This is a genomic window from Roseiflexus sp. (assembly GCF_057785375.1).
Genome location: NZ_JBYNRX010000111.1, coordinates 37,090 through 50,502, shown reverse-complemented (window position 1 = coordinate 50,502; position 13,413 = coordinate 37,090). Strand labels below are relative to the sequence as shown.

At 59.7% G+C, this 13,413-nt stretch carries 9 protein-coding genes; 5 read left to right on the top strand and 4 right to left on the bottom strand.

Annotated features, from left to right (window positions below):
* Nucleotides 1-4: 4 nt before the first annotated feature.
* Nucleotides 5-745 carry a class I SAM-dependent methyltransferase gene (locus tag AC3EA7_RS22290; protein ID WP_488616280.1) on the bottom strand — a complete coding sequence of 247 codons (741 nt, stop codon included), beginning with the start codon at nucleotides 743-745 and terminating at the stop codon, nucleotides 5-7.
* A gap of 252 nt (nucleotides 746-997) precedes the next feature.
* On the opposite strand from AC3EA7_RS22290, the gene AC3EA7_RS22285 reads away from it, so the two are divergent.
* On the top strand, nucleotides 998-1,576 hold the full coding sequence (locus tag AC3EA7_RS22285; RefSeq protein ID WP_488616279.1) for a nucleoside deaminase: 579 nt from the start codon (nucleotides 998-1,000) through the stop codon (nucleotides 1,574-1,576).
* Here the strand turns inward: AC3EA7_RS22285 and AC3EA7_RS22280 are convergent.
* Nucleotides 1,573-4,491 (bottom strand): GAF domain-containing protein, encoded by a 2,919-nt coding sequence (locus tag AC3EA7_RS22280; protein ID WP_488616278.1) that lies wholly within the window; start codon nucleotides 4,489-4,491, stop codon nucleotides 1,573-1,575. The two genes, AC3EA7_RS22285 and AC3EA7_RS22280, sit on opposite strands and share 4 nt — an antisense overlap.
* A gap of 236 nt (nucleotides 4,492-4,727) precedes the next feature.
* On the opposite strand from AC3EA7_RS22280, the gene AC3EA7_RS22275 reads away from it, so the two are divergent.
* Complete coding sequence (locus AC3EA7_RS22275) at nucleotides 4,728-5,573, top strand: SMP-30/gluconolactonase/LRE family protein (RefSeq protein WP_488616277.1); 846 nt, start codon at nucleotides 4,728-4,730, stop codon at nucleotides 5,571-5,573.
* A 353-nt stretch (nucleotides 5,574-5,926) separates the two neighbouring features.
* Here AC3EA7_RS22275 and AC3EA7_RS22270 read toward each other — a convergent pair whose 3' ends face one another.
* Complete coding sequence (locus AC3EA7_RS22270) at nucleotides 5,927-7,783, bottom strand: phosphoenolpyruvate carboxykinase (GTP) (RefSeq protein ID WP_488616276.1); 1,857 nt, start codon at nucleotides 7,781-7,783, stop codon at nucleotides 5,927-5,929.
* A gap of 132 nt (nucleotides 7,784-7,915) precedes the next feature.
* Entirely contained in the window at nucleotides 7,916-9,595 is a 1,680-nt protein-coding gene (gene ettA / locus AC3EA7_RS22265; RefSeq protein WP_488616275.1) for an energy-dependent translational throttle protein EttA, read from the bottom strand.
* 400 nt (nucleotides 9,596-9,995) lie between these two features.
* On the opposite strand from ettA, the gene AC3EA7_RS22260 reads away from it, so the two are divergent.
* From AC3EA7_RS22260 to AC3EA7_RS22250, 3 genes are all read left to right on the top strand, one after another.
* On the top strand, nucleotides 9,996-10,940 hold the full coding sequence (locus AC3EA7_RS22260) for a carbohydrate ABC transporter permease (RefSeq protein WP_488616274.1): 945 nt from the start codon (nucleotides 9,996-9,998) through the stop codon (nucleotides 10,938-10,940).
* Nucleotides 10,941-10,951: 11 nt separating this feature from the next.
* Complete coding sequence (locus AC3EA7_RS22255; RefSeq protein ID WP_488616273.1) at nucleotides 10,952-11,842, top strand: carbohydrate ABC transporter permease; 891 nt, start codon at nucleotides 10,952-10,954, stop codon at nucleotides 11,840-11,842.
* 78 nt (nucleotides 11,843-11,920) lie between these two features.
* Nucleotides 11,921-13,411: an extracellular solute-binding protein gene (locus AC3EA7_RS22250; protein WP_488616272.1), complete on the top strand. Its 1,491-nt coding sequence runs from the start codon at nucleotides 11,921-11,923 to the stop codon at nucleotides 13,409-13,411.
* Nucleotides 13,412-13,413 lie beyond the last annotated feature (2 nt).

Below are 13,413 nucleotides of genomic sequence, written 5' to 3'. Positions count from 1 at the left end.
ACCACTAACACGCAGGACGGCTTCCGCCAAAAATCACATGCCCGGCGCGCATCCAGTAGACGTCAACCCCTGCAAAACCGGCTTCCTCCAGCCAGCGTAGTTGATCGTACAATCGCGACGGCGTATCGTAGGGAACCGGATCGGTGTCCAGGTATCGGTACATGTTCCACTGCTCGCGCTCGAACGCTTCAAATCCTGCCAGATTGCCGTCGATCATCAACGCACGCTCGCGCACCGCGTGATCCCACTCGTCAGCCGCCAGGGTAACGCCGCGCGCATCGGCGGGTTGCACCAGGTCGGCAATCACGAGAACGCCGCCGGGATCGAGCATGGCGAACAGATCACGGTAAAGCCGCCGTTTGCCGTCGTCGCTCAGATGATGAATCGCCAGCGACGAAACGATGGCATGCGCGCGTATCGCAGGATCGCGCCAGTCGTGCGCTGCCAGATCGAACTGCCGCACGCGAAAGCGTTCTCCGTATACAGCAAGTCTGGTCGTAGCGCGCGCCAGCATGGCCGGCGAAGCGTCCATTCCGACAACGCTCGCGGCGGTGTGGCGTTGCAGCACTTCTTCGCACAGCAACCCCTCGCCGCAACAGAGATCGAGCGCCAGCCAGGGCGTGGCACGCGGCGGGATCAGGCTGCCTGTGATGCGAATCTGATCCTCACGATCAGGCACAGCGTAGCGCCCCAGATCAAGAAAGAGCGCCGAGTCGCGTTCATTCCATCCATCAGAAGCATCCATGGCGTTCTCCCAGCTTTCAGCAGCGTCTGCACAGAAATCGTATAATACCATCTGGACTTGCGCGGTGGCGCGTTTTCTGGCGTCGTCAGAGCCTGCGGCAGCGTAGCACTATCGAATGAAGGTGGTGCGGTGCGGCGGCTTCGCCGCACCGCACCAAAAAAGAAGATACGTACCGCTCTGCCGAAGGCGAAAAGCGCCGTCACACGGCTCGCTGTGTGAGGCGACCGCGTAAGTTCTGTAATGCCATCTGCTATGAATACAGACATCATGATCGGTACACTCACCATCACTCTGCCCGACTGGCTGAACGAACGACTGGCGAAGCCGGTTCAGATTCAGAGTGATGAAGCCCGGATGCGGTTCGTTATCGAACTGGCGCGTGAGAATATCACTCGCAGAACGGGCGGTCCGTTCGCCGCTGCGGTGTTTCGCTCCGACGACGGCATGCTCGTGGCTGCCGGGGGCAACAGTGTGACGCGCCTCAACAATGCAGTGCTGCACGCCGAAGTTGTGGCGTTGATGTTTGCTCAGGCGCAGGTGGGATCGTACACGCTGCGCGCCGCCGGTTCAGCGTATGACCTGGTGACCTCGTGCGAGCCGTGCGCTATGTGCCTCGGCGCGACCCTCTGGAGCGGCGTGCAGCGCCTGATCTGCGGCGCAACGCGCGACGACGCCGAGCGCGTCGGTTTCGACGAGGGACCGGTTTTTCCCGAATCCTATGCCTACCTGGAACGGCGCGGCATCACCGTTGTGCGTCAGGTGCTGCGCGCCGAAGCCGCTGAGGTGCTCGACTGGTACCTGCGCAGCGGCGGCGTTGTGTATAACGGCTAAATGCCCATCTGGAAACCTGCCCCCTCCTCCCCTTCCTGCATCTGGTCCTCGCCGAACTGCACCACCACCAGAGTGATATCGTCGTGCTGCACGGTATCGCCGATGAATGCCATCACCTCAGCGATGATGCGGTCGATCAGCGCATCGGGCGGAAGAGCGGCGTGCGCTGCCAGGAGCGTATCAAGGCGCTCGAAGCCGAATAACTCGCCAGTCGCATTGTGGGCTTCGACCAGCCCATCGGTGAAGAACAGCACCGTATCGCCCGGCGCCAGATCGACGGCGAGCGCCTCATATGCCATATCGGGCTGAATGCCGAGCGGCAGGGTCGGTCCCGGCGGATACAGATACTGGAGTGCACCATCCGGATGGAGCAGCACCGGCGTTAATTGCCCGGCGTTCGCCACTGCCATGCGCCCTGATGGATCGATCGTCGCGTAGCAGAGCGCCACAAAGGTGCCACGCGGCACATCATGCGCCACGCTGCGATTCGTTTCGCGCAGCACGAGTGCAGGTTCTTCGTGGTCGAACGCCTCGGCGCGCCCAACCGACCGCGCCATTGCCATCAGCAGCGCCCCTGGCACGCTCTTGCCCGACGCATCGCCGATCATGAGTGCAACCGAGCGGCGCTCACCAAGCGCAAAACAGTCGAAGAAATCGCCGCCGACTTCGCGGGCGGGCAGGCAGCGCGCCGCCAGTGCAATCCCCTGGCGGCGCGGCAATTCGCGGGGGAACAGGTTCGCCTGAATGCGGCGCGCAATCTCCAGTTCTTGTTCGCGTCGCGCGACCGACTCGGCGTACAGGCGGGCGTTTTCGATGGCGATAGCGGCGCTGTCGGCGAACGTCTGCGCCACTTCGACATCGCGCTGCGTGAAGCGCCCTCGTTGACACGAGTCGATGTTCAGCACGCCGAGCACTTCACCCTTGACGGCAAGCGGCACGCCGATCCACGATTGAATGTCGCTGAGCCGCGGTTTGGGCGCCCAGATATGCGACGCGTTAACGTCCTCGATCACGAGCGGCTGTTTATGCGTGACCACCCACACGGCAGCGCCCGGTTCGTTGAGCGGGCGATTCATGGCATCGAGGCGGGTAGCGATATGCTCGGGCGCAACGGCGGCGGCGCGCAGCATCGTCCCCTCACGCAGCATAATCGAAGCGCTGTCGTAGGGAATGACTTTTTTCAGTTCATGCAGGATCACCTTCAACACTTCGCCCGAACTGAACGCCGCGCTCAACACGCGCGCCACTTCGCGCAGCGTATCGGCGGTTCGCCGCGCCTCCTGCTCCGCTGCAAACAATATGACGTTTTGCACGTGCAATGCCACCTGACGCGCGACCGCTACCAGAAACCGCTCGTCGCGGTCATCGAACGCATGCGGCAAGTAAGCCTGGACCGTCAAGACGCCGATTGGCTGTCCTTCGCGCCCGATCAGCGGTACGCCAAGCCATGACGACGTCAGGCGCGCTGCGCCGATCGTGTGTAACCTCAGTTCAGGGTACTGTCCAATTTCTTCGAGCAGGTTGTTGAAGCGCAGGGTGCATTGGTGACGCAGCACCCATGCAGTCAACGAATCCGGCGGCGGCGGTTGGAACTGCCAGAAGGAATGTTCCTCGCCTTCGTCAATCGAAAATCCATCGCTGATAACATCCCGTTCGGCATCATACACCGCCACCGAAAAGACATCGGCGCGCATGAAGCGAGCAAGGGCGCGCGCGATATGGCGTAGGAGCATGCGCAATTCCAGGGTCGTGCTGACCGCCTGACTAATATCGCTCAGCGCCGACAGTTCCGCGACCTGACGTTCACGTTCAGCAAACAGGCGTGCATTCTCGATGGCGATAGCGATCTGATGCCCGACTGCCCGCACAAACTCGATCTCCTGCTCCTCAACCGTGCGCTGACGGGTATCGACGATCAGCAGCGCCCCCAGCGTCCGATCGCCGATCTGGAGCGGAACTGCGATCAACGCGCGATAGTGCAGCCCAATGCGCTGCCAGTGTTCGCTCTGTGCAAGATCGTCAACGATCAACGGCCGACGCTCTTCAATCACACTGCGCATCAGACTGCTCGTGAGCGGGATGCGCGCCAGTTGATCCGCATACTCGGGAGGAAAACCGCAGGCAGCGGCGAGGATCAGTTCGGTGCAATCGGGACTGAGCAGGCGCACAGCGCCGCCGCTCAGATCGAGATGCTCCACCAGCAGCGACAGCGCCCGATCCAGCAGTTCGGAGAGTGGTCGCTGCAACGCCAATTCTTCGGCGAGCGCTGTGAGCATTCCCAGTTCGCGCGTGCGCGCAGCGATACGCACCGTCAGTTCATTGCTCAACGCGCGCTGCTGTTCCACCAGAGCGACATTCTCCAGCGCGACTGCGAGCAGGTTGCCGATGCGTTGCAGCAGATCAAGACTGCTGCGATCAAAGACGCCAGGGCGGTAACTTTGCACCGAAATGACCCCAACCGTTTCGTAGCCGAGCAGCAGCGGCGTTCCCATCCATGATCGAGAGCGCTTCTGCTGATTGCCAAAGGGTTGTGGTTGGATCGCCAGCGAATTGAGTTCGTGCAACAGGTCGTGGAACAACAACGGCTGGCGTTGCCGCACCAGCATGCCGGTCAGCGGGCCATACGGCGTATTCTCCAGATACTCGATACTATTCTCATCGACCAGTAAGGCTGCGCGAAATATCTCCCGGTTGTTGGGATCACAGACGGCAAAGTATGCCGCGTCGTATTGAAACACCGGCAGGAGCGCCTGATGGATGGCTTCAAAGACAGTGCGGGCGTTGGATTTTCCCAGGCACGCGACGCTCACCGCACGGAGCACATCGAATGCTCGCCGGTCATGCTCGCAATCAGCGCGTAATGCAGCGAGTTTCTGGTAGAGTTCCGCGATTGGATTGTTCACCGATTGTGTCACTGCGTGCGCCCTCAACTCGTTTCGGCGATGATTCACACAAGTTTAATAGTCACAGCGGATTTGTGCAAGCGTTCGGAACATCAATTGGGATGTCTCATCATAGGTCCATGACTGCGCAGTCTGTCACATTATGCCTGCACCTCGTCATCAGAATCGGATCTTCGTTGTCAATTCAGGGCGCGCATGCTACGATATGCGGCGCATTGCCTCGCTCAACCAAAGGAACGGTGGCTGCCATGAAACTGAAGAACCTGATCAAGCCGGGTGATCCTGAGCGGGTTGCCAGCGGCTTCGAGTTTACCGAAGGTCCGGTCTGGCATCCCGACGGATTCCTGATTTTTTCCGACATTCCTGCCAATCGTCAATACCGCTGGCATCCGGTCGAAGGCGTCTCCATCTGGCGCGAGCCAAGCGGCAACTCGAATGGACTTACATTCGATCGGCAGGGACGCATCATTGCCTGTGAGCACGGCAACCGACGCGTGTCGCGCGCTGAACCCGGCGCCGAGCCGTTGACCCTGGCAGACAGCTACGGCAGAGGACGTCTCAATAGTCCAAACGATGTTGTCGTCCGATCGGATGGCGTCATCTACTTCACCGATCCACCTTACGGTATCACTCCCGAAGAACGCGAGCAACCGTGCAATGGCGTCTATCGCATTTTGCTCGATGGAACCATCGAACTGCTCATCGATGATTTCGACCGGCCCAACGGTCTGGCGTTTTCACCCGATGAGACGGTGCTCTACATCGATGACTCGCCGCGCCGACACGTGCGCGTCTTCGACGTCTTGCCCGACGGTCGCCTGGCAAACTCGCGCATCTTCGCCGATATGGATCACCCGCAACCCGGTTCTCCTGATGGCATGAAGGTTGATATAGAAGGGAATCTGTACGTTAGCGGGGCAACCGGGATATGGATTTTTGAGCCGGATGGAACGTGGCTGGGGGTGATCGCAACCCCTGAGCGCCCGGCGAACTGCGCCTGGGGTGATGCCGATTGGCAGACGCTCTACATCACTGCACGCACATCGCTCTACCGCATCCGCACCCACGTGCCTGGCATCCCGGTTCTGCGCTGAGACCGTTTCCTGATCCGGGTGCAGAATGATAATAGCCCTGGCGGCTGCCAGGGCTATTATCATCCGGCTCGTGCTCAGGCTTCTGCGCTGCGTAGCAACGTACTGGTGCCTGGTAAGGCGGGCTGGCGCGTTAGTGCGAGATAGGCTGCGATGTGGTCTGCGTTGTCGGAGTGCGACGTGAGTACGTGATCTCGTGAGCCTGAGCGTCCTCTCGTAGTCGGCTGGATTGGTTGTGTACATTGACGACCTACTACGCTCTTAGTGTACTCGCTCCATCGCGCCAGAGCAATCGTCCAAAGGTATCTTTTTTATGAAAACACTAGTACTATGCCTGACCCCGCCGATAGTACTAGTCAGTTACCGCCATCGAGCAGATCCCAGTATTCCGGCGAACGCCAGAGCGCCGAGAGCAGCAGATCACGGACGGAGCGGAACTCTTTGGGCAGCCGGTCGTAGAGTTTCAAGAATAACTCTTCGTGCAGTAGGATCTCCTGTGACCACTGATCGCGATCGACTGCCATCAACTCGGTGAATTTCTCCTCGCTGAAATCCAGCCCGCGCCAGTCGAGATCATCGTAGCGCGGCATCCGGCCGATCGGGCTTTCAATGCCGACGGCGCAACCATTGGCGCGCTCGACGATCCATTTGAGCACCCGCATGTTCTCGCCAAAGCCGGGCCAGAGGAAGTTGCCATCGGCGTCCTTGCGGAACCAGTTGACGCTGAAGATGCGCGGCGGGTTGGGGATGGTGCGCCCGAATTGCAGCCAGTGGTTGAAGTAATCGCCTATGTGGTAGCCGCAGAACGGCAGCATCGCCATCGGATCACGGCGAACTTCACCAATCTTGCCGAAGGCCGCCGCAGTCATCTCTGAACCCATGGTCGCCGCCAGGTAGACGCCGAAGGTCCAGTTGAACGACTGATAGACAAGCGGCACCACCGTGCTACGGCGCCCGCCAAAGATAAAGGCGCGGATGGGAACGCCATTGGGGTTTTCCCAGTCAGGATCAATCGCCGGGTTCTGCGAAGCAGGCGCCGTGAAGCGTGCATTGGGGTGCGCCGCTTTTCTGCCGGAATCTGGCGTCCAGTGCTTCCCCTGCCAGTCGATCGCCTCAGGCGGCGGCTCTGCCGTCATCCCTTCCCACCAGACGCCGCCATCAGGCGTGAGTGCGACGTTGGTAAAAATGGTGTTCCGCGACAGGGCAGCCATCGCGTTCGGGTTCGTGTCATACGAGGTGCCGGGCGCTACGCCAAAGTAGCCGCTCTCCGGGTTGATGGCATACAGGCGTCCGTCAGGTCCGGGTTTGATCCAGGCAATATCATCGCCGACAGTGGTGACTTCCCAGCCTTCTTCCTGGAAGGATTTCGGCGGGATGAGCATGGCTAAGTTGGTCTTGCCGCAGGCGCTGGGGAAGGCGGCGGCGACATACGTCTTGCGCCCTTTCGGGTCTTTGACGCCCAGAATGAGCATATGTTCGGCAAGCCAGCCCTCGTCACGCGCAATGACCGAGGCAATACGCAGCGCCAGGCATTTCTTGCCCAACAGCGCGTTGCCGCCGTAGCCGCTGCCGTAGGACCAGATCATCCGCTCTTCGGGGAAGTGGACGATGTATTTGACCGTCGGATTGCAGGGCCAGGGCACATCCTTCTGACCCGGCGCCAGCGGCGCGCCGATTGAGTGCAGACAGGGCACGAAATCATTGTTTCCCAGCGCCTCGATCACCTTCGTGCCGATGCGCGTCATAATCCGCATGTTTACGACCACATACGCCGAGTCGGTCAGTTGAACGCCGATCCGCGCCATTGGCGAGCCGATCGGTCCCATGCAGAACGGGATGACATACATCGTCCGCCCGCGCATCGAGCCGTCGAACAACGGGATGAGCGTCTCTTTCATTTCTTTGGGCGCCATCCAGTTATTGGTCGGTCCCGCATCACCGCGGCTGACGCTACAGATAAAGGTACGATCCTCGACGCGCGCGACGTCGCTCGGATCGGAGCGCGCCAGGAAGCATCCGGGCCATTTCTCCTGGTTCAGGCGAATGAACGTCCCCGACTGGACGAGTTGCTCACAAAGCGCATCGTATTCCGCCGTCGAGCCGTCGCACCAGTGGACGCGATCCGGTTTGCACAGATCAACCATTTCCTGAACCCAGCGAATGAGTTTTTCGTTTTTCACATACGCCGGAACTTCTATCACAGACGTTTCCATCGGCAGATTCCTCCTCTTGCGATCCCGTGAAACACATCACGAATCGGCTCTACGCAACTGTACCTTAACCTTCACGATAAGGCGGTGACGGTTGAGCAACGTATCGAGAAGGATCGGTAACGGTAAGGGGTCTCATCCGCGCGTCAGACGGCGGTAGACCGTGCGGTGCGGTTGATCGGCTGCCTTGCCAAGGCGACGGCGGCGATCCTCCTCATACTCGCTGTAGGTTCCAGGAAACCAGACCACGCTGGACTCGTTCTCGAACGCCAGCATATGGGTTGCCACGCGGTCGAGAAACCAGCGGTCGTGCGAAATGATGATCGCGCATCCGGCGAAGTTGATCAGCGCGTCTTCGAGCGCGCGCAGGGTGTGAACATCGAGATCGTTGGTGGGTTCGTCGAGTAATAGCACATTCGCGCATGAACGGAGCATCTTCGCCAGATGCACCCGGTTGCGCTCGCCGCCAGACAGCGTTCCGACTTTTTTCTGCTGATCGGCGCCGGTGAAGTTGAAGCGCGCCACATACGACCGTGAGTTGACCGGGCGGTTGCCGAGCGTGATGATCTCGTCGCCGCCGGAGATCTCTTCCCAGACGGTGCGATCCGGGTTCAGCGTCTCGCGGCTCTGATCGACGTATCCCAGTTTCACCGACGAGCCGACAGTCAATGTTCCACTATCGGGCTGTTCCTGACCGGTGATCATGCGGAAGAGGGTAGTTTTGCCAGCGCCGTTCGGCCCGATGACGCCGACGATCGCACCTGGCGGCACGTCGAAGGTCAGATCGTCGTAGAGGAGTTTGTCGCCATACGCCTTGGTCACGTGTTCAGCGCGAATCACCAGATCGCCAAGGCGTGGACCGGGCGGGATGTAGATTTCCAGATCGCGCTCGGCGCGTTCGGCGCTCTGGCTGAGGAGTCGCTCGTAGGCGGCGATGCGCGCTTTGCTCTTCGCCTGACGCGCACGCGGCGCAGCGTTGATCCACTCCAATTCGCGCGCCAGGGTTTTCTGCCGCTGACTCTCGGCTTTCTCGGCAGCGGCGACCTGCTGCTGCTTTTGCGTCAGCCATGACGAGTAGTTGCCGCGCCAGGGGATGCCCATGCCGCGATCCAGTTCAAGGATCCATTCGGCGACATTGTTCAAAAACCGGCGGTCGTGCGTGACGCAGATCACCGTGCCCGGATAGTCTTGCAGGTGCCGTTCGAGCCAGGCGACCGACTCGGCGTCGAGGTGGTTCGTCGGCTCATCGAGGAGCAGGATGTCCGGCTTTTGCAGCAGCAGGCGACAGAGCGCAACACGTCGCCGTTCGCCGCCCGACAGCACCGCAACCGGCGTATCGCCCGGCGGGCAGCGCAACGCATCCATCGCCAGTTCCAGGCGACTGTCCAGGTCCCAGGCGTCGAGATGGTCGAGTTGCTCCTGCAATGCCGCCTGCTCGGCGATCAGCGCGTCCATATCGGCGCCCGGGTGGCTGAATCGTTCGTTGACGTCATCGTAGCGGCGCAGCAGATCGACGACGTGCTGCACCCCTTGCTCGACCGTTTGCCGGACGGTGAGCGTGTCGTCGAGGCGCGGTTCCTGTTCCAGAAAACCGACAGTGTACCCCGGAGCAATGACGGTCTCACCGAAAAAATCGCGGTCCACGCCTGCCATAATGCGCAGCAGGGTCGATTTGCCGGAACCGTTGAGTCCGATGACGCCAATTTTGGCGCCGTAGAAGTAGGAGAGCGAAATATCCTTGAGCACCTGTCGGTTCGGCGGCACGACCTTACTGACTCGTATCATGGAATAGATAATTTTGTTCGTATCGGTCATACGCGCACTCACTCCTGCGCTCTCGGCGTGCGCCAGGCAGCAACGACGGCGCCTGGAAGAAGCGTCATCTTTCCGCCTTGATGCAGGCGGCATGCACTCCAGACGAAAGCGGCGCCGAACGATGCAGGATGCACAACAGCGGTTCTGCTACCGAAATAGTTTAGCACGGGTTGTGGAGATTGGAAAAGGTTAGCTGGCATGATCTGTTCACATGTCTTGACATTGCCATAATCATGGAGTACACTTGCGCCAACCCCCAAGTTGGTCTGACATTCTTACAATACGACTGCGGTTGGCTTCTGGTGGGGGAGAGGTGCAACCGGGTCGCAGGATCGTTTTCTAATCTCCGTTCTCCTATTGCCAATTCAGCACATCACATCACATGGTTGGAGCAGGCGCAATGGCGGGTTATGCTGAAGCCTCATCGCCAGCAAGGCGCAGTCGATGGGGCAAACATGCGCAACGGGAATTCGTGGCAGGATTGCTCTTCTCGGCGCCCTGGCTGATCGGGTTGATGGCGATCATCGTCTACCCGATGCTGACAACGCTGTACTACAGTTTCACCCGCTACGATATTCCACTTGAGCCGCGCTGGATCGGGTTGAAAAATTACATCGATCTGTTTACGAACGACCGCTTCTTTCCCAAGGCGTTGTTCAACAGCGCCTTTCTGACACTGATTGGCATCCCGGCGCAGCTGGCGTTTGCGCTGGCATGCGCCATGTTGCTCAACATCAAAATCCGCGGTCAGGCGATCTGGCGCACCGTGTACATCCTTCCGACGCTGATGCCGCCGGTGGCACTGGCGCTCCTCTGGCGCTGGATGCTCAACCCGGAACTTGGGCTGGTCAATAATGCCCTGCGCGCCATTGGCATTGCAGGGCCGCTCTGGTTCGCCGATCCGCTCTGGTCGAAACCTAGCGTCATTCTGATGCAATTGTGGGCAGTCGGTGCAATGACCGTCATCTATCTGGCAGCCTTGCAGGGCGTTCCGCACGAACTGTACGAAGCCGCTGAAATTGATGGCGCCGGGCGATTGCAGCGCTTCTGGAACATTACCCTGCCCATGATCTCGCCCGTCACGCTGTTTCAATTGATTACCGGGGTGATCTGGTCGCTGCAATTCTTCACCGAGGCGTACATCATCGGCGGGGTCGGCAGCAATCCGGGAGCGCCGGAAGGGTCGCTGCTGTTCTATGGTCTGTACCTCTATGTTCAGGGATTCCAATACCTCAACATGGGGTACGCCGCCGCCATGGCGTGGATTCTGTTCGTCATCACGGCGCTGGTGACATGGCTGATCCTGCGCGGTCTTCGCCGCTGGACGTTCTACGATGTGATGTGATGGAAACGGATATGAGCGCGACAGTCTCCAACCAGCGCGTGACGGCGTCGCGGCAGATGCGCCTGATCACCGTCCGCCAGCGTCTGATCCGTCTGTTTCTGTATCTGCTGGTTGCGGGAGTTGGCGTACTCTTCCTCTTCCCTTGGGTGTGGCTTGTTTCGACATCGCTCAAGTCGCCGGATCAGATGGTCGCAATACCTCCGCGTCTGATCCCTGATCCGGTGATGTGGATCAACTACTATTACGGCGTAACGTATGTCAATTTTCCGCGCTACATGCTGAACACCCTGATTATTGCCGCGTCAGTAGTGCTGGCGCGCCTGGTCTCGTGCACGGTAGTGGCGTATGCACTCTCGCATATCGACTGGCCTGGACGGCGCGTGTTGTTTGTCCTGGTGCTGGCGACGATGATGTTGCCAGTGCAGGTGACGATCATTCCGCTGTTTATCATCTACAGCCAATTAGGATGGGTGAATACCTTCCTGCCATTGATTGTTCCATCGTTGTTTGGTGATGCGTTCTTTATTTTTCTGATGCGGCAGTTTTTTGTGACCATCCCGCGCGATCTGATTGATGCAGCCCGTATCGATGGCGCGTCGCATTTCGGCATTTATCTGCGTATTGTCATGCCGCTGGCAGGACCAGCGCTGGCGACGCTGGTGGCGTTCAGTTTTATCTGGACCTATAACGATTTTATGGGTCCATTGATCTATCTCAAGGATCGCGATCTCTGGACGCTGTCGCTTGGAATGCAGGGATTTACACAACGCTATGGCGCTGGCGGTACGGCGCTCGGCGCAATGATGGCGGCAGCCACGCTCTATACGCTGCCGATGATTGTGCTCTTTCTGGCAGCTCAAAAAACCTTCATTCGCGGCATTGTCACAACCGGCTTGAAATAGTGACCGGCATCAGTGTCTGCGGCGCTCGCGCAGACGTCGGTCATAACGAGGCGCAAAGTCCTCAGGAGGTAATGTCCGATGAGCACGCCCAGACTCTCTCGTCGCCAGATACTGAAAATGGCAGGAGTCGGAGCAGCCAGTTCGCTCATTGCTGCGTGTGGCGGCGCACCTCAGAGCAGCGCCGGAACGCCTGCATCTGGAGCGACTGCGGCGCCGCAGCCTGCGGTGACTGCTGTCGGTCCGACGGTCACGCCGATTCCGCTCCCGCAGGGCGAAACCATCGAAGGTTTCGCTCCGCTGATGAGCAACCCCTCCGAACCGATCAAGATCGTCTACTGGTGGGGCAATGATTACGAACCGGCGCTGCAATTCACCAATGATGTCATTGCTCGCTTTTCCACTGCCTACCCGAACGTGACGATTGAGCCGGTGGCAGGGCAGGATTGTGATGCGTTCATCACTGCCGCTGCCGCCGGGACGCCGCCCGATCTGTTCCATACCTGGGATTGCGTCGAACGTATGGGGGCATGGGCGCGCCGAAATGTCATTATTCCGCTCGACGATTACATCGCCCAGAGCAAATTTCCGCTTGATGACTATGCTCCTGGCATCATGGACACCTGCCGAATGGACGGTAAGATCTGGGGAATGGTCGACTCGGCGGGCGTGTTCCTGCTTTGGACGCGACCGCCATATTTCTCTGAGATCGGGAAGTCTGCCGACGCCATGCCGCAGGATACCGACGAGATGTGGCAGTGGGCGAAGGATCTCACCAAAACGAGCGCCGATGGCGCCATCGAGCGCATCGGCATGCGCCTGCCGAACTGGTTGTGGGAGTATTTTGCCTGGATCGCCAACTTCGGCGGTGAAATCTGGGATGTGAACGCCGAACAGCCCACCCCCGACCACCCTGGCGTCCTGGCGGCGCTGAACGATCTGGTCGCGCAGGTGAAGCAGTATGGCGCCGACAACCTGCTCCGCTGGTCGTCGGGACTGGGTGCGGGCGAAGGGGCGCAGAACCCGTGGCTGGCAGGCAACGCGGTGATGCAGGTCAGCGGCGACTGGACGGGGCAGTCGATCTTTGATTTCTTCCCCGACTGGAAGTATGGCGAGCAGTACAATGCTGCTGCGCCGCCGCCGGCGCCAACCGGCAAACGCGCCGGTGAAAGCGCGATCGCCTGGTGGTCGTGGCCCTGGGTGATTCCGGCGGGGACGAAACGCCCGGACTGGTCGTGGGAGGTGCTGCGCTACTATCTCTCGACTGAATATCAGATCGCGGTGCGCTCCAAGTTCAAGGAGATGCCGGTGCGCAAAAGCATGATCAATGACGATCGCCTGGGGCATCCCTGGCTGAAAGCGGCACGCGAAATCATCAATGGTCAGCGTAAGTTGACCACTATGATGCCGATGAACCCGGTCGCTGCCGAGTATTCCAACCAGCTCGGCGAAGCGATTGATGGAGTGCTGCGCCTGAATCGGACGCCGGAGGAAGCGATGGCGCAGGTCAAGACCGAAACCCTACAGAAGCTCAAGGATTTGAAGGGATGTTCGTGCGGCAATCATGGTTAGTT

Excerpts from the sequence above, each read along its gene's own strand:
- AC3EA7_RS22275 (WP_488616277.1), top strand. The coding sequence starts at position 4,728 with ATGAAACTGAAGAACCTGATCAAGCCGGGTGATCCTGAGCGGGTTGCC.
- AC3EA7_RS22290 (WP_488616280.1), bottom strand. The coding sequence starts at position 745 with ATGGATGCTTCTGATGGATGGAATGAACGCGACTCGGCGCTCTTTCTT.
- AC3EA7_RS22255 (WP_488616273.1), top strand. The coding sequence starts at position 10,952 with ATGAGCGCGACAGTCTCCAACCAGCGCGTGACGGCGTCGCGGCAGATG.
- AC3EA7_RS22260 (WP_488616274.1), top strand. The coding sequence starts at position 9,996 with ATGGCGGGTTATGCTGAAGCCTCATCGCCAGCAAGGCGCAGTCGATGG.
- AC3EA7_RS22285 (WP_488616279.1), top strand. The coding sequence starts at position 998 with ATGAATACAGACATCATGATCGGTACACTCACCATCACTCTGCCCGAC.
- ettA (WP_488616275.1), bottom strand. The coding sequence starts at position 9,595 with ATGACCGATACGAACAAAATTATCTATTCCATGATACGAGTCAGTAAG.
- AC3EA7_RS22270 (WP_488616276.1), bottom strand. The coding sequence starts at position 7,783 with ATGGAAACGTCTGTGATAGAAGTTCCGGCGTATGTGAAAAACGAAAAA.
- AC3EA7_RS22250 (WP_488616272.1), top strand. The coding sequence starts at position 11,921 with ATGAGCACGCCCAGACTCTCTCGTCGCCAGATACTGAAAATGGCAGGA.